This window comes from Paenibacillus hubeiensis (genome assembly GCF_032334105.1).
Classification (GTDB): Bacteria; Bacillota; Bacilli; order Paenibacillales; family Paenibacillaceae; genus Paenibacillus; species Paenibacillus hubeiensis.
On record NZ_JAVYAE020000002.1, the window covers coordinates 347,737 to 363,330 of the forward strand.

At 44.7% G+C, this 15,594-nt stretch carries 16 protein-coding genes; 12 read left to right on the forward strand and 4 right to left on the reverse strand.

Annotated elements, in window-relative coordinates; all coding sequences use genetic code 11:
- The first annotated feature begins 48 nt into the window (after window positions 1–48).
- The gene (locus RSX24_RS08250; protein WP_343260249.1) at window positions 49–1,980 is read left to right on the forward strand and encodes a fructose-1,6-bisphosphatase; all 1,932 of its coding nucleotides are present in this window, start codon (window positions 49–51) and stop codon (window positions 1,978–1,980) included.
- A 457-nt stretch (window positions 1,981–2,437) separates the two neighbouring features.
- Here the strand turns inward: RSX24_RS08250 and RSX24_RS08255 are convergent, their stop codons facing one another.
- Window positions 2,438–2,794: a Crp/Fnr family transcriptional regulator gene (locus RSX24_RS08255; RefSeq protein WP_343260250.1), complete on the reverse strand. Its 357-nt coding sequence runs from the start codon at window positions 2,792–2,794 to the stop codon at window positions 2,438–2,440.
- 187 nt (window positions 2,795–2,981) lie between these two features.
- On the opposite strand from RSX24_RS08255, the gene RSX24_RS08260 reads away from it, so the two are divergent.
- The 8 genes from RSX24_RS08260 to RSX24_RS08295 all read left to right on the forward strand — a co-directional run bounded on the left by RSX24_RS08260 (window position 2,982) and on the right by RSX24_RS08295 (window position 9,656).
- Complete coding sequence (locus tag RSX24_RS08260) at window positions 2,982–3,428, forward strand: GNAT family N-acetyltransferase (protein ID WP_236412461.1); 447 nt, start codon at window positions 2,982–2,984, stop codon at window positions 3,426–3,428.
- Window positions 3,429–3,815: 387 nt separating this feature from the next.
- Window positions 3,816–4,328: a ClbS/DfsB family four-helix bundle protein gene (locus RSX24_RS08265; protein ID WP_236412463.1), complete on the forward strand. Its 513-nt coding sequence runs from the start codon at window positions 3,816–3,818 to the stop codon at window positions 4,326–4,328.
- Window positions 4,329–4,528: 200 nt separating this feature from the next.
- Window positions 4,529–5,449, forward strand: a complete 921-nt coding sequence (locus RSX24_RS08270) for a PAS domain S-box protein (RefSeq protein ID WP_343260251.1) — start codon at window positions 4,529–4,531, stop codon at window positions 5,447–5,449.
- Window positions 5,415–5,804 (forward strand): diguanylate cyclase domain-containing protein, encoded by a 390-nt coding sequence (locus RSX24_RS08275; RefSeq protein ID WP_343260252.1) that lies wholly within the window; start codon window positions 5,415–5,417, stop codon window positions 5,802–5,804. The genes RSX24_RS08270 and RSX24_RS08275 overlap by 35 nt, the downstream gene beginning before the upstream one ends.
- 256 nt (window positions 5,805–6,060) lie before the next feature.
- Window positions 6,061–6,858, forward strand: a complete 798-nt coding sequence (locus RSX24_RS08280) for an undecaprenyl-diphosphate phosphatase (RefSeq protein ID WP_343260253.1) — start codon at window positions 6,061–6,063, stop codon at window positions 6,856–6,858.
- A 146-nt stretch (window positions 6,859–7,004) separates the two neighbouring features.
- A complete protein-coding gene (locus tag RSX24_RS08285) occupies window positions 7,005–7,286 on the forward strand; it encodes an ArsR/SmtB family transcription factor (protein ID WP_339272608.1) in 282 nt (93 codons plus the stop codon).
- A gap of 41 nt (window positions 7,287–7,327) precedes the next feature.
- A complete protein-coding gene (locus tag RSX24_RS08290) occupies window positions 7,328–8,398 on the forward strand; it encodes an LLM class flavin-dependent oxidoreductase (protein WP_343260254.1) in 1,071 nt (356 codons plus the stop codon).
- Window positions 8,399–8,489: 91 nt separating this feature from the next.
- Window positions 8,490–9,656 (forward strand): MFS transporter, encoded by a 1,167-nt coding sequence (locus tag RSX24_RS08295; protein WP_343260255.1) that lies wholly within the window; start codon window positions 8,490–8,492, stop codon window positions 9,654–9,656.
- Window positions 9,657–9,783: 127 nt separating this feature from the next.
- On the opposite strand, the gene RSX24_RS08300 is transcribed toward RSX24_RS08295, so the two are convergent.
- Window positions 9,784–10,674 carry a LysR family transcriptional regulator gene (locus RSX24_RS08300; RefSeq protein ID WP_343260256.1) on the reverse strand — a complete coding sequence of 297 codons (891 nt, stop codon included), beginning with the start codon at window positions 10,672–10,674 and terminating at the stop codon, window positions 9,784–9,786.
- A 142-nt stretch (window positions 10,675–10,816) separates the two neighbouring features.
- Between RSX24_RS08300 and RSX24_RS08305 the strand changes: the two genes are divergently transcribed.
- Window positions 10,817–11,836 (forward strand): alpha/beta fold hydrolase, encoded by a 1,020-nt coding sequence (locus RSX24_RS08305; protein WP_343260257.1) that lies wholly within the window; start codon window positions 10,817–10,819, stop codon window positions 11,834–11,836.
- A gap of 178 nt (window positions 11,837–12,014) precedes the next feature.
- On the opposite strand, the gene arfA is transcribed toward RSX24_RS08305, so the two are convergent.
- Entirely contained in the window at window positions 12,015–13,508 is a 1,494-nt protein-coding gene (gene arfA / locus RSX24_RS08310) for an arabinosylfuranosidase ArfA (protein WP_438286793.1), read from the reverse strand.
- Between the two features lie 170 nt (window positions 13,509–13,678).
- Here arfA and RSX24_RS08315 point away from each other — a divergent pair, with 170 nt between their 5' ends.
- A complete protein-coding gene (locus tag RSX24_RS08315; RefSeq protein ID WP_339272602.1) occupies window positions 13,679–14,596 on the forward strand; it encodes an ArsR/SmtB family transcription factor in 918 nt (305 codons plus the stop codon).
- Between the two features lie 100 nt (window positions 14,597–14,696).
- A complete protein-coding gene (locus RSX24_RS08320) occupies window positions 14,697–15,317 on the forward strand; it encodes a DUF8426 domain-containing protein (RefSeq protein ID WP_343260259.1) in 621 nt (206 codons plus the stop codon).
- Window positions 15,318–15,394: 77 nt separating this feature from the next.
- On the opposite strand, the gene RSX24_RS08325 is transcribed toward RSX24_RS08320, so the two are convergent.
- Window positions 15,395–15,571 (reverse strand): hypothetical protein, encoded by a 177-nt coding sequence (locus tag RSX24_RS08325; protein WP_236412474.1) that lies wholly within the window; start codon window positions 15,569–15,571, stop codon window positions 15,395–15,397.
- Between the last annotated feature and the right edge of the window lie 23 nt (window positions 15,572–15,594).

Genomic DNA, 15,594 nt, shown 5'->3' on the forward strand with positions numbered 1-15,594 from the left:
GTAAGTATGGATCATAACCACTTATTTCCTTGAAGGGGGACATCTGTTTTGGATGCGCAGTTTCTAGATTTATTGGCCCAGAAATATGATACGGAAGAAAAAGTCATCACCGAGATCATCAACCTTGAAGCGATCTCCAATCTCCCCAAAGGAACCGAGCATTTTGTCAGTGATCTGCATGGGGAGTTCCAGGCTTTTCAGCATGTACTAAGAAACGGTTCGGGTACGGTCAAAGAGAAAATCAAAGATTTATTCCGAGAGGTTTGGACGGATCAAGAAATCAATGATTTTGCGGCATTAGTGTATTATCCGGAAGAAAAAATACAGCTGGTTAAAGGAGCCCTATGCAGTAAACAAGCCTTGAACCAATGGTATAGACAAACGATTGAACAAATGCTTAAGCTTATTTCTTATGCCTCTTCCAAGTATACGCGCTCGAAATTGCGTAAAGCTCTGCCGGAGCAGTATGTATATATTGTAGAAGAGCTTTTATACAAAACAGATTCGACCAACAATAAGGATCCTTATTATGAGGAAATATACCGGCAAATCATCTCCTTGGGCCAGGCGGACAAGCTCATTATCGGCCTTGCTTATACGACCCAGCACTTAGTGGTTGACCATCTTCATGTGGTCGGAGATATCTATGACCGGGGACCGGACCCCGATAAAATTATGGACACGCTGATCAACTACCATTCTGTAGACATTCAGTGGGGGAACCATGATGTCCTGTGGATCGGCGCCTACGCGGGTTCCCTGGTCTGCCTTGCGAATATTATCCGAATCTGCGCCAGATACGACAATCTGGATATCATCGAAGACGTTTACGGTATCAATCTTCGCCCACTGCTGAACTTGGCGGAGAAATACTATGATGACAATGCGGCCTTCAGACCGAAGCTGCAGGCAGGCCATAATGTAACGGAGCAAGAAATTCTGCAGATCACCAAAATTCATCAAGCCATTGCCATGATCCAGTTCAAGCTTGAAGCTCCGATTATCAAGAGACGCCCATACTTTAATATGGCAGAAAGACTTTTGCTTGAGCAGATTGATTACGACAAAAATGAAATCAAAATCGGCGAAAAAACGTACCCGCTGGAAAACACCTGTTTCGCAACCGTAGACCCGCAGCAGCCTGAACAATTGCTGAAGGAAGAACACGAGGTGATGGAAAAGCTGCTGTTCTCCGTTCAGCATTCCGAAAAGCTGGCCAGACATATGAATTTTCTGATGAAAAAGGGCAGCCTTTATTTAAAATACAACGGGAATCTGTTAATCCACGGCTGTATTCCTTTGGATGAAGAAGGAAACATGGAAGAAATGCAGATTGAAGACAAAACGTATTCGGGCCGCCAGCTGCTCGATGTTTTTGAATATTACTTGCGCTACTCCTTTGCGCATCCGGAAGAGACGGATGATCTGGCTACGGATATGGTATGGTACATCTGGACAGGGGAGTGTTCCTCGCTCTTCGGAAAAAGAGAAATGACCACCTTTGAACGGTACTTTATCCAGGATAAAGAAACCCATAAGGAGAGAAAGAACCCTTACTACTATTTGCGTGAAAATGAAGAGATCTGCCGGAAAATTCTGCTGGAGTTTGATTTGAATCCGGATCACGGACATATCATTAACGGCCACACGCCAGTTAGAGAAATTCGTGGAGAGAACCCCATTAAAGCGGGCGGGAAAATGATCGTCATTGACGGCGGTTTTTCCAAAGCCTATCAATCCACAACAGGCATCGCCGGATATACCTTGTTGTATAATTCCTTTGGCATGCAGCTCGTCGCCCATCAGAAGTTTAATTCAAAAGAAGACGTGTTATGCAACGGCACGGACGTATTGTCTGTAAAAAGACTGGTGGACAAAGAACTGGAACGGAAGCTTGTGAGGGAAACCAATGTTGGGGAGAAGCTGCAGCAAAAAATTTCGAATTTGAAAAAACTGCTGGAATATCGTTACATGAAGTGAAACGAATATATAGATTGAACTGGAAATTTACACGATAACGAAGAGGGCAGAAAGAATCTGGAGAAGCGAAGCGGTCTAAACGCTTTCTGTAAGAAAGCTGCTTCGGAAGCATAGGCTGATCACCGGATTTTCCCCTTGAAAAAGGGGATAAAAGAAATCTGGGGATAACAGCGATCGGAAGATGGTTCTGACCCCGTAGTGTCTCTGTGTAAAAATCATTGGTTCAACCTATATAGTAAAGATAAAAAAAGGGCTGCCCGATGGTCAAAACCCTGTGCGACAACTATTTCATTTCACGTAAGGGTGCAGCAAACCAGATAAAAGCCAGTCAAAAGACATGTTTCAAGTCCTTTTGACTGGCTGAACGTATTGGTGACCAGGTTTAGCTTTGTTCCAGCTTGCAAAAGACGGGTTTTCGTTCGGTGAAGAAGTAAAGCAGCGCTGCAGCCGGAAGAATTCAACGAGACGGGAGTTCGTTGCATTGGATTACCATAACGACACATTCCTCTAAGGCTTCGACGGAACGGTTTGAAGGTTTATGATCAAACAATCGTTCATAACAATGTAAGGAACCTTCTTTTGAAAAAAATCTTGTGACGTCATTCCCATTCATGTCAATATAATAGCTTCTTAATAAACCGGAGGTAACAAAATATATTTCGTTCTGCACAGCTCCTTGATGAACTAGTATATCTCCTTTAGGTATTGTCTTTTTTGTAAACATAGTCATTGCCTTGTCAACGACTTCTTGTGGCATGTTGTCCTGCATAAGCAGCTCGATTGAATTTTGGATTTGAGCGAATTCATCCTTCATCCGGTTCCTCCGTTACTCACTATTTTTTTGGTCACTTCAGAATTCTGCGATTACCTGTTTTGATTATATTTTCTTACCTGCACCTTGTAATTAACATAAGATAATTATTCTTGTATACTCGAAAGTAGTTGTACAGAAACAAACGGTGCTGCATTCTGAAAATCTATACATTGAAAGGCGGTATGTAATGAACAAATTAGAAATTAAAGTATCTAAGTATCATCCCAAGTATGCTGAACCTACAGTGAAAATGTGGAGAGACAGTAAGGAACGGGCCATTGGTCAGGCTGAAATCCATAGCTTCGACAGCCATCTTTATTTCTTAAAACATATATTAGCTGAACAGTATCAAATCGATTTAGCGTTAATGGATGACAAAGTCGTTGGAATGATTGCCTATAATGAAACGGAGATCAGCCAACTTTATATTCATATTGATTATCAAGGTAGGGGTATAGGGCAAACTTTGCTTAATAAAGCAAAGGCACAAGCCAGTGGAAAATTAACCTTATATACATTTGAAGTTAATAAAAATGCCCAAAGGTTTTATGAGAAAAATGGATTTGAAATGATTGGTCGAGGACATGAGAATGAGGAGAATTTGCCTGATATTCAATATGAATGGAAATTATAGAAACTTCTCTTGATCTTAGGTAGCTAACATTATTGGATTTTGCTACAATAGCTCTAACCAAATTGTGGGCGACCAAATAAGGGGCGATTAGTCTATGTACAAAGCCATCATTGATGATCAGACATACCTTTCGATTCTCCAGCAGTCACATGCATGCAACTAACAACTTCAAAAGCAGAGCGATACCAGAACGCTTGGGCTTTACTCAAGAAGGAATTATTAGAAACTATGAGCTGCTTCACAATCAATATGTTGACCGAGTTATATACGGTCTTATTAAAGAGGAGTGGCATCCGATGAGCTAACGAACACTAGTGTTCTTCACCGGAAACTCTTTTCATTAAATAATATACACACCTCAGTTAAAGACGGATAAGGAGTGGTACCATGTACGAGTCTAAAACCCGTTTAAAGGAAGAGATTCATAAACGCTTTTTGTTATTTGATGGTGAGTTTGACGAAATTCCTGAAGAACTTAAAGATACACGTGACAAGGATGTAGATCGGACACCAAGTGAAATGATTGCTTACCAACTCGGGTGGCTAAATCTTGTGATGAGTTGGGATAAGGATGAGCGTGCTGGAAAAAAAGTCGTAACTCCTTCTCCTGATTACAAATGGAACCAGTTAGGTGCACTCTATCAATCTTTTTATAACGATTATGCTCATCTTTCGTTAACTGAGCTGCGTCAAGAATTCAAAAAAGTGGAGCTGCAATTCCAGTCCTGGATTGATACGCTTACTACCGAAGAATTATATACTCAAGGCACTTTAAAATGGACGGGAAGCAACCCGAAGTGGCCTGCCATAAGGTATATTCACATCAATTCCGTGGCACCATTCACAACATTCAGGACCAAAATAAGAAAGTGGAAAAAGAATCAGTTGCAAGGGAAATAGTCAATGTAGTGTTTAAGGATAAAAAAAACTTGTACCATTCAAAGTCGCGATTACAGCGGCTTTTTTTTGTTTTAAGGAACCAAGTTCTTGCGAGACGCCAACTGGTAAGTTTTAGTAATACCAAACGAAGTCAAAATTTGCTACTATATCGTATAACGTTAACAAATTTCGTAATCATGGCGGAGGATTAAACAAGAAGAATGAGAGAATTTTTGAGCGAGCAGTCTATAGAGGCATTAAAATCGATCATTAATCACAATCCAGATGCCATCTTTATCGTTTCCAACGAGGGAAAAATTGTAGAAGTCAATGAAGGGGTTACTGAATGTTTAGGGTATAACAAGGAAGAAATTATGGGTGCGTCGTACAAAGATTTATTTTGTCAGCATGAGCTTGATTTGATTAAACAGTTTTTCGGTGAGGTTCTAAAGGGTGCATCCTGTCAATACGTGACCGAAGCGCAGCATAAAAATGGAGATATCGTTTACTTGCAAATAAAGCAGGTTCCTTTGTTTTATGAAGGGAAGGTCAATGGCGTTTTTGGAGTGGGCAAGAACATTACGGAGCAAAAAAAGCTGCTTACGGCTCTGAAGGAAAGCGAAGAACGTTATCGATTGTTAGCGGATAATTCCCTGGATTTGATCCAGCTGATCAATCTTGACGGGATCGTGGAGTATGCGTCTCCTTCTCATAAGATGGTACTTGGGTTTGATCCAAAAGAATATATAGGCAAGTGGGTATTCTACAACCCGAATGACGAAGTGGATGAGGAGTTTCGTGCCGTTTTTATGGAGATGCTGCTCTTGCAACAGCCCTTTACCTATGAAATACAACGCCAACATGAGCAGGGAGATCCCGTATGGCTGGAGTTGAAGGGAACGCCCATGTTTGATGAACACGGTAATTTTAAAAATATGATGTTGGTCGGAAGGGAAGTGACAGAGCGAAAAAAGCATCAGGAACAACTGGAGCAATTAAGTTACCGTGATGCTTTAACCGGAGCGCCAAACCGAAGGTTTCTAACGAAAATGTTAAATCAGGTTTTAAATGAAGAAGCAACGGACGTGGAACAGGTGGCTGTGATGTTTGCCGATCCTGGATCATTTCAAGCAGATCAATGATACATTAGGTCATGAGGCAGGGGATGAATTGCTGCGGCAATTTGTAAAGCGAGCAGGGGCGTGCCTTCGTAAACATGAGGTTTTAACGAGGATGGGCGGTGACGAATTCGTGTTTGTCCTTCCTCGCACCACGTTCTCGGATACCCGTCTTTTGGCCGAAAATATTTTAGAACAATTGCAGCTTCCTTGGAATATCGGAGGGCAGGAACTTCGTACGACTTCCAGCATAGGCATCGCATTTTGCGAAAAAGGGGATACCGTCAAAGAGCTTCTTCAAAAAGCAGATGCCGCACTCTATCTGGCTAAGGCAGAAGGAAAAAATACATATCGTATATTCTCCTTTTTTCATTCGTAAAATATCGGTGTAACAAAAAACAATATGAAATTGCGACCGTTTCCCGGCACTCTACCGGAGAACGGTCGTTTCGTTTTTTCTTCGAATCGAACATCGTTATCCGTTTTGCCATATTCGAAAGAGATTCACATCCTATGTGACAATAATGTCACGCTGAATCGAATATTGTTACGTTAATCGATGGGAGGGAACAAACAAAACCCCTTATACTTATAATTGTTAAACAAGTTTATTTTCCTAAGGAGGATATTTACGGATGACGGATGTAATTAAAGCAATAATACTCGGTATCATAGAAGGCTTAACCGAGTTTTTACCAGTATCGTCTACTGGACATCTTATTTTAGCAGGTGATTTGCTTAACTTTGAGGGAGACGCGTCAATAACCTTTAAAATTGTTATACAGTTGGGTGCAGTAATGGCAGTTCTCATTCTTTATTGGAAAAGATATATGGAAATTGGGTCAAATTTAATCAAGATGGATTTTTCAAAAGGACTAAACGTGATCCATATGATTTTGGCTATGTTACCAGCGTTAATTGTATATCTTCTCTTCAAGGATACGATCAAAAGCCAATTATTCGGTCCAACTCCTGTCTTGATTGGTTTGGTTGCAGGTGGTTTGTTGTTGATTATCGCAGCACGGAGCAGAAGAAAAGAAACCGCTGATACGATGGATAACATTAATTATAAACAAGCTTTCGGTATTGGCCTGTTCCAATGTTTGGCTTTGTGGCCAGGGTTTTCGAGATCAGGATCGACAATTTCAGGCGGCCTTTTGCTGGGGACCAGCCAAAAAGCAGCCGCGGATTTTACCTTCCTTATTTCAGTACCAGTCATGTTTGGTGCAACCTTGTTGGATTTATACGATAGTCGCGATTTACTTCGCTCAGACGATATATATCTGATGTTAATTGGCTTTATAACTTCCTTCCTTATAGCCATGATTGCGGTTGTGACGTTTATTAAACTCATCAAGCGACTGAGACTGGAGTGGTTTGCTCTATATCGTTTCATCCTGGCAGCTCTCTTTTATTCCATCGTCATGCAGTAACAGCTCGATCCGCACCGGTTCCACTTTCGTTAACTCAAGCTCTGGTGGCAAGCCATAGTCCCCTTTACATTTAAACAATAAGGTGTTATCATCAGTTCTACACTTATAGAAATGTAGAGTTGTGCTTGAAAAGGAGGTCATTAACCATGACTGAAAACGAAAAAGAAATGGGCCAGGCGGTCAAAATATACAAGGCGTTAGGTGAACCCACACGTTTAAAAATTGCATTGCTGCTGGTGAAAGAGAGCAATCAATGCTTTACAGCTATTGGAGAGAAACTGGAAACCGTCGCTAGCTCGACGTTGTCACATCACCTGAAGCAATTAACTGACTCGGGCTTAATTCATTCGTCTAAAAGTGGATCGTATATTCATTATTGTGTTGATCGGGAAATGGCAGAGAAATTTGCGCCTTATTTGCTGGCGTAAATTTTTTTGAGTAACAGTTCTACATTTCTAGAAGTGAAGAAATGATAAAGGAGCAAATGATGATGGAAAAAAGGTCAAAGAACATGGAATTGGGCATGACTACCTTTCTACATACCAATCCAGAGCATGGTGGTGTATCGCCGGCAGAGAGGCTGCGGCAAGCGATCGAGGAAATTCAATTGGCTGATCAGGTTGGGCTGGACGTGTATGCTATTGGCGAACATCATCGGATTGACTACACAAGCTCATCACCAGCTATCATTCTAGCGACCGCAGCATCCACAACGAAGCGGATTCGGCTATCCAGCGCTGTAACGGTGCTCTCTTCGGATGATCCTGTCCGGGTATATCAGGATTTCGCAACACTGGACGTTCTAACGAAAGGGCGGGCTGAGATCATGGCCGGACGTGGCTCTTTTGTTGAGTCGTTTCCACTGTTCGGGTATAACTTGAACGACTACGAAGAGTTGTACGAAGAGAAACTTGAACTTTTATTAAAAATACGCGCTAATGAAAAGGTGACGTGGGGTGGCGGACATCGTCCGGCTATTCATGATATGGGCGTATATCCCCGTGCACAACAAGACCCATTGCCGGTATGGATCGCCACTGGCGGTAACCCGGAGTCAGCCGTTCGAGCCGGTAAACTGGGACTTCCCGTAATCTTCTCCATTATCGGTGGAATGCCGGAACGTTTTGCACCATTGGTGGAGCTATATAAGGAAGCAGCTAAGAAAGCCGGGCACGATCCCGGTAAATTACAGATTGCGACACATTCCCATGGTTTTATTGCGGAATCCTTTGAATCAGCCGCTGAACAGTACTTTCCCGTTATGGCCGAGCAGATGAATAAGATTGGACGGGAACGAGGGTGGGCACCTTATACGCACGACACGTTCAAAGAAGCTTGCAACCTTCGGGGTGCTCTATATGTTGGTGATCCAGAATATGTAGCCGAGAAGATCCTGCTTGCGCAAGAGAAATTAAGTTTGACCCGTTTTCTGATGTATGTTGATTTCAGCTCACTGTCTCATTTGGAATTGCTGCGGACGATCGAGCTTTTCGGTACTAAAGTTGCCCCTATTGTTCGTAAGGAGCTCGCCAGAAAATAAGAAGACAGGATGTGAGCTAATCAGATGCAGCTCAATAGTAAACATGAGTTCTATAATTCTGGAAATATAGAAATGAATGTGAGGGAATAACATGGGAAATCCTTGGAAAATTTATATTCTGGCCATTGTCAGTTTTTTGGTAGGGACATCTGAATTTGTAATCGCGGGTATACTGGATAGAATAGCAAGTGATACCGGAGTGACGCTGGCAGCCGCTGGACAACTCATCACCGTTTACTCACTTGCTTACGCAATCGGCACCCCGATTTTGATTGCAATCACTGCAAAAATGGATCGAAGAAAGCTTATGCTGGCTGCGTTGACGCTATTTTTCATAGGCAATCTAGTCACGATTTTAACGACTGGCTTCTCCATGCTGCTGGGAGCTAGAATCATACTGGCGGTTGGCACGGGTGTATTTATGGTGGTTGCCTTGACCGTCGCCGCCAACATTGCTCAACAAGGCAAGCAAGGAAGTGCAATTGCTACCGTTCTTTTAGGTTTTAACCTTGCGCTTATTCTCGGTGTTCCTTTAGGAAGAGTGATTGCTGGTTCCTATGATTGGAAGATCATTTTTACGGGGATCGGCATACTCAGCTTGATTGCAATGTTTGTACTTGGTTTGATTATTCCTAAGTCTAAGGGAGAGACTCCTGTGCCGATACGGGAGCAGCTATCCTTGCTTAAAACGCCTCGAATTTCTATAGCTCTATCCATAGGATTTTTCTGGATACTTGGTTATACCATCATTTACACATATATTTCGCCATTCCTGTTGAACATTACTGGAATGAGCGACCGCATGGTCAGTATGGGGCTGTTTGCATTCGGTATAGCCAGTCTGCTAGGTTCCCAGGTCGGCGGCTATGGTGCGGATAAATGGGGGATTCCCCGTACATTGATTGGAGGCCTGCTTTTCCATTCCGGGATCTTGCTTTTAATGACAGGACTCGCCCAAACTTCCGTATTCATCATGCTGCCCTTACTTATGTTGTGGTCCTTTTTTGCCTGGTCAACAGGCCCCGTCCAACAGGTATATCTAATTGGTATGGCTCCAAAAGCCTCGGGGATCGTCCTGAGCTTAAACACTTCAATCATCCAATTGGGTATGGCCGGTGGGGCTATAATTGGGGGAATGGTCGTGGAAAACATATCCCTTCAATCCGTTGGTTTATTTGGAGCGATCGGTGTTGCGCTTGGGATCATTCCGGCGGTGTTATCTTTTTCCATGAAGAGCAAATCTAATATTGGAGGATAAGAACAGTCACGGGCAGAGATTCAATTCCGGGAAGCGTTTTTATTGAGCAAAAAACAAAAGAGCCGATCAATGACGATCGGCTCTTTTTGTTCAACTAAAGTGTTGTTTTAGTAATCTAACGTCGTTGTTATTCTTTTGCAAGAAGTTCCCTTGATGCTTCTATGAAAGATTCCATGATTGGTGAAAGCCATTTGTCTTTATGCCACAACATCTGTGTATACACGTGCAAGTCCGGAATTTGCCATGGAAGGGCCACAAGTTCTCCGCGTTCAACTTCGACTTCCACTACGATTTCAGGAAGAAAAGCAATGCCGATTCCCGAAATTGCACATTGTTTAATCGCTTCGGCGCTTTGAAACTCTAAATACGTAATGCTGTCCATGCCCTCTTTTTCAAATGACCGATCAAACATGGTTCGATAAGGACAACCCTTTTCATTCGTCAGGAACACTTCATTATGGAAATCTTCCAGTCGTAAATCCGTTTGTTTTGCCAGTGGATGGTCGGGTGCAGCGAACAAGCGGAAAGTTTCTTCCAGTAAAGCCTCCACGACAAGCGCGCTCGAGCGAATAGGTTCGTCCAACATATAGACGACATCCGAGGTTCCCTCCAAAAGGGTTTGCTTGAGCTCTTGATTTGGAACGGAGCGGAAAATCAGACGAACTCCGGGATGCCGGGAACGAAACCGTTGAAAGACGGCTGGAAGGCGATAGGCGCAAATGACCTCATTGGCACTTATCGTTAAGGTGCCGCTTAGATTCTCGTTGTCATGAACAACGCTGCGGGCTTCGTCCAATTTGTCAAGAACGCCTTGGATATGCGTTAAAAAGCGTTTACCCGCCGTAGTGAGAGCAAGCTGTTTGCCCAAACGATCAAAGAGACGAATGCCAAGCTCCTCCTCCAAAGCTTTAATTTGCATTGTCACATTGGAGGGGACGTAGTTCAGAACTTCCGCAGCCCGAGTGAAATTCAATGTTACAGCAACGGTGCGGAACGTGATCAATTGACGCAGCTCCATCATACATCCCCTTTACTTTCAATTTAATTGAATACTATCTTGAATTCTATTCACTTTTACTGAGAGTATCACAGCTCTATACTATGTACAAGAAATTACACATTGAACGTGTGGTTTCTATTTTGAAGGGAGCGAACATACGATGGATTATGAGATTTTTAATTTGGGTGATGTAACCTTGCAATCGGGAGTGACGTTGCCAAGCGCTTTTCTTGCTTATAAGACTTATGGAAAATTAAATAAACAGAAGGACAATGTCATCGTTTATCCGACTGCTTTTGGCGACCAGCATGTTCAGAATGAATGGCTGATTGGCAGCGGGATGGCCCTGGATCCGGAAAAATATTTTATTATCGTTCCAAATCTGCTGGGCAACGGTTTATCCTCGTCTCCCAGTAATACGCCTCCACCATTCGACCGGGCTCATTTTCCGCAGGTAACCATCTACGACAACGTTAAATTTCAGCATCGGCTGGTGACCGAAACATTCGGTATTCAGAAGATTGCTCTCGTCGTTGGGTGGTCCATGGGAGGCATTCAGGCATTTCAATGGGGTGCAAGTTATCCGGAGACGGTGGAACGAATTGCACCTTTCGCGGGTGTCTCCAAGTCTTGGCCCCATACCTTTGTTGTTTTGGACGGTATGAAAGCTGCGCTCATGGCTGCAGCCCGTTTCGATTCAAGTAAGCTTAACCAGCTGACTTCTGCAGACATGCGTGCCGTTGGCCGGGTCTATGCGGGATGGGGGGTGTCGCATGCTTTTTATAGGGAGAAGCTTTATAGAGAGCTGGGGTTTGAATCCTTGGAAGATTTTATATCCGGCGTCTGGGAAGATAGCTTTATGAATATGGATCCTCATAATGTTCTGGCCATGTTATGGACGGGTCAGCATGCAGATATTAGTGCAAACCCCACTTATAATGGAGATTTCGATAAAGCACTCAGAAGCATTAAAGCTCTTGCCTGCATCATGCCGGGAAGTACGGATCTCTTCTGTACAGCAGAAGATAATGAATACGAGGCTAAGCTTATGCCTAATGCTGTCTATAACCCAATCCCGTCGGTCTGGGGCCATTTTGCCGGTCGCGGAATCAACAGGATTGATAATCAATTTATTGATGACAACCTGAAACACTTGTTGGCACGTAGCACAAATGAATAGATCGTTTATTTGCTTGGGGCGATATTGCCGAATCTCCTGAATGCTAAGGGGTGTTCTGTATCCAAGTCGAAAAGACCTCCAACCCTGTAATTCAGGGCGGAGGTCTTTATGGTTTTGCAAATGTTACGTTTAGGTTCAGCTTATCGGGATAATGGTTCTTGGTGACGATCAAGCCAGTTTAAACTTGCTTGGTTTGCAGACGGATGACGTTCCATGATGCTTTGTTCAGGACGGATTGCAATTGGCCGTTGTCTACCTTTGTATGTCCGCCGGAGTGAGGGACGACGTTGTGCGGGTTCGATTTGGTGTTGACGGCTTTCAGATCATCGTTCTCCAAAACGATATGCTCAATGAACGTCGTTTCCCCGAAGGAACGAAGATCGACGTCGAGCTCCATCTTTTCGTCAAGATGCCTGTTTACTGCAAAGATCGTGATGATTCCTTGCTCCTCGTCGTACACGCTGATCGATTCGAGATAGGGCACATCGGTAAAATCCTTGGAATCATATTTCGGCGAAGAGACGATGGATTGCAGAACGGTGCCGCGTCCGAAATTGGATGCATGCATGAACGGATAATACGTGGTTTGAAACCAGATGGCGCCGTTGTTTTCGGTCATGATCGGTGCAATAACGTTGATCAGTTGGGCAATGCAGGCCATCTTCACACGATCCGCATGCTTGAGAAGCGTAATCAGGTAACATCCCACCGCCAGCGCATCCTCATGCGTATACACGTCCTCAAATTCCGGCGGCGCGATCTGCCAACGTTCCTCGGCCCGGCTCGTTCCGATGGAATTCCAAACGTTCCACTCGTCAAGCGACAGCATAAGCTTCTTTTTGCTGCGTTTCTTGGCCTGAACAAAATCGCAGATGGATGCTACGCTGTCTATGAATTGGTCGAGATCCAGCGATGTCGCCAGGAAATCGTAAGTGTTGTTTTTGTTGTTATTGTAGTAGGCATGCAAAGACAGATAATCGACATTCTCGTAGGACAGGTCAAGCACGGTAGCTTCCCATTCCGCGAATGTGCTCATGCCCCGGCTGGAGCTGCCGCACGCCACGAGTTCAATGCTCGGGTCGACCCATTTCATCGCTTTTGCCGTTTCGTTGGCGATTCGGCCGTATTCGGCAGCCGTCATGGCTCCGATCTGCCATGGGCCGTCCATTTCATTGCCAAGGCACCAGGTTTTGAACTTATGAGGCTCCCTGTAGCCGTGAGAAATGCGCAGGTCGCTCCAATAGGTGCCTGAAGTATGATTGCAGTATTCGACAAGGTTTCTTGCCGCATCAATGCCTCTCGTGCCGAGATTGACCGCCATCATGACTTCCGTTCCGACGAGCTTGGCCCAATCCGCGAATTCGTTCGTCCCTACCGCATTGGTTTCGATAGTCCACCATGCAAGCTCAAGTCTGCGTTTCCGCTCTTCTACCGGACCTACACCGTCTTCCCAGTTATACCCAGATACGAAGTTGCCGCCGGGATAACGGATAATCGGCACGTTCAGCGCTTTGATCGCCTCGATGGCATCCTTGCGGAACCCGCGTTCGTCGGCCGTAGGGTGCCCCGGATCATAAATACCGCCGTAAACGGCTCGCCCCAGATGTTCGATAAAAGACCCGTATATACGGGGGTCGACCGAAGCGATCTGAAAGTCTTTGTCGATGAGCATTTTGGATTTGAGCAAAAGGAAAACCTCCATATCTTTATCTTTGAATTAGCTAAATAGCGAAATCAATAGGTTGATTTGATAATTAATGTGTATCATAATGTAGATATAAGGGGCAAGCTTATTTTTATGAGTTCGCTAAATAGCGAATTCTAGACAAAGGGGACTAAACGATGCAGTTAAGTACGGACGCGTCTTCTCTTGCGGTCTACGAGGCGTTGGCAAGCGAAGCGCGCTTGAATATCATTCGTTTGCTGCTGCTGAATAAAGAAATGCATATCAATGAACTCGCAAACGAGCTTTATCTCAGCAAAGCCATTGTGAGCACTCATGTCAGCAAGCTGCAAAAGGCCGGCATTGTGGGAAGCCGGATGAAGCGAAAGAACGGGGGAACCTATAAATATTGCTATGTCACGCAAGAGTACATGCTGATCAAACTGTCTCCCGAGCAGGTGGATGCTTCTTACCACGAGGTGTCGATTCCCGTTGGACAATACACGGATTACGAAGCGTGGCCGACATGCGGCATTGCCACGACGACCCGGATGATCGGACAGTACGACACGCCGGCCTGCTTCATGGACCCGGATCGGGTTCATGCGGGCATATTATGGATGGCGCGAGGATTCGTCGAGTATAAAATCCCGAATTATTTACATAAGGATGAGATACTCCGAGAAATTGAAATTTCGCTGGAACTCGGTTCAGAGGCTCCTCAAACCAATGAAAACTGGCCTTCGGACATCCGTTTTTCGCTGAACGGGCAACATTTAGGAACCTGGACAAGCCCGGGAGATTTCGGGAACCGAAGGGGTAGGCTTACACCGCAATGGTGGCATTCCGACGTGAACCAATACGGCCTATTGAAGGTTCTACGCATCAATGACCAAGGTGCTTTCATCGACGGACAGCGCATCTCGGATGTCGGAATTCACGATTTGCAGCTAGAGGCCACGAACTGGGCCTTTCGGATTCATCCCGAAGAAGCGGTGCGGGGAAGAGGCGGGTTAACGCTGTTCGGAAAGGGCTTCGGCAATTACGATCAGGATATCGTGATCCGATATTATTACGATTTGCCGACCGATACCTAAGAAGAATGCTCCATCATGTTGCAAACGTATTTGGCTTGAGTTCTGTTCGACAAGTAAATTTGAATAGTAGACATTAATTTGAGCTTTTGGAGGAATCAAGATGAATCTCTTTCATATTCAAACGGCGGTGCACGACATTGACCGCCGATCGTCGTTTCTTGCCGACAACTTCATCGGGATTGCATGGCCGGGAACAGGAGATTTGGAAATGCATCCACCGGCAGCATGGAAGGAACGGCTTGTTTCAAGCTATAAGCTGGAAGGGGGCGAGCTTGCGGCTTCCATGGAGACGCTGCATACATTTGCAGAAGTCATGCAAGACGGGGACCGTGTTTTGATTCACGATGGCCATTGGATCTATATTGGAGACGTGGGTGATTACTATTACGATGATTCTTGCGGAATCGGAGAAGATTTGATTTGCCATCGAAGAGGAGTGACCTGGCTGGGCAGAGTTCCCCTAGAAGAGGCAAACGATAAAGTTCGGGAGCTTTGCCACAGTTCCTCCACCCTTGCAAAATTCGGACACCCGGTATCCCAGGCCCAATTGGAGCATATGCCGACCGATGCCATCGAAAAATCGAACGATGCACCTTCGGTCCATGTGGATGGAGCAACGGTACAATCTGCGCTCGATATTTTGAAGGCTGCGCTGCACAGCGACAAGGAGGACTTGCGCGTCCGTGCAGCTGCGGCCATTTTGCAATATACGAAAGCGTGACGGACGAGATGCTGTGCCAATTCATTCCTGAAGCAGACCAGCGGATTCCCCGCTGTTCTGGCTTTTCGGTAATCGATTCAGCTGGTCAATCTAGAAAAGCCGTTAATGATTAAATATATGCCTGCTACGCGCAGCGGAATGCGCGGACCTGTCCCGTCTTTCCGAAAAAGAATGTTGGCCAGAGGGCCGATATATACGTTGACAAGTATTCCTGAAATGATCTCGATCATGCCGAGCAAACCCATTAGATTCATGAACGAACAAACTCCTTTTACCT

Excerpts from the sequence above, each read along its gene's own strand:
- arfA (WP_438286793.1), bottom strand. The coding sequence starts at position 13,508 with ATGCTCATCGACAAAGACTTTCAGATCGCTTCGGTCGACCCCCGTATA.
- RSX24_RS08280 (WP_343260253.1), top strand. The coding sequence starts at position 6,061 with ATGACGGATGTAATTAAAGCAATAATACTCGGTATCATAGAAGGCTTA.
- RSX24_RS08320 (WP_343260259.1), top strand. The coding sequence starts at position 14,697 with ATGAATCTCTTTCATATTCAAACGGCGGTGCACGACATTGACCGCCGA.
- RSX24_RS08315 (WP_339272602.1), top strand. The coding sequence starts at position 13,679 with ATGCAGTTAAGTACGGACGCGTCTTCTCTTGCGGTCTACGAGGCGTTG.
- RSX24_RS08295 (WP_343260255.1), top strand. The coding sequence starts at position 8,490 with ATGGGAAATCCTTGGAAAATTTATATTCTGGCCATTGTCAGTTTTTTG.
- RSX24_RS08300 (WP_343260256.1), bottom strand. The coding sequence starts at position 10,674 with ATGGAGCTGCGTCAATTGATCACGTTCCGCACCGTTGCTGTAACATTG.
- RSX24_RS08290 (WP_343260254.1), top strand. The coding sequence starts at position 7,328 with ATGATAAAGGAGCAAATGATGATGGAAAAAAGGTCAAAGAACATGGAA.
- RSX24_RS08260 (WP_236412461.1), top strand. The coding sequence starts at position 2,982 with ATGAACAAATTAGAAATTAAAGTATCTAAGTATCATCCCAAGTATGCT.
- RSX24_RS08255 (WP_343260250.1), bottom strand. The coding sequence starts at position 2,794 with ATGAAGGATGAATTCGCTCAAATCCAAAATTCAATCGAGCTGCTTATG.
- RSX24_RS08305 (WP_343260257.1), top strand. The coding sequence starts at position 10,817 with ATGGATTATGAGATTTTTAATTTGGGTGATGTAACCTTGCAATCGGGA.
- RSX24_RS08265 (WP_236412463.1), top strand. The coding sequence starts at position 3,816 with ATGTACGAGTCTAAAACCCGTTTAAAGGAAGAGATTCATAAACGCTTT.
- RSX24_RS08325 (WP_236412474.1), bottom strand. The coding sequence starts at position 15,571 with ATGAATCTAATGGGTTTGCTCGGCATGATCGAGATCATTTCAGGAATA.
- RSX24_RS08270 (WP_343260251.1), top strand. The coding sequence starts at position 4,529 with ATGAGAGAATTTTTGAGCGAGCAGTCTATAGAGGCATTAAAATCGATC.
- RSX24_RS08285 (WP_339272608.1), top strand. The coding sequence starts at position 7,005 with ATGACTGAAAACGAAAAAGAAATGGGCCAGGCGGTCAAAATATACAAG.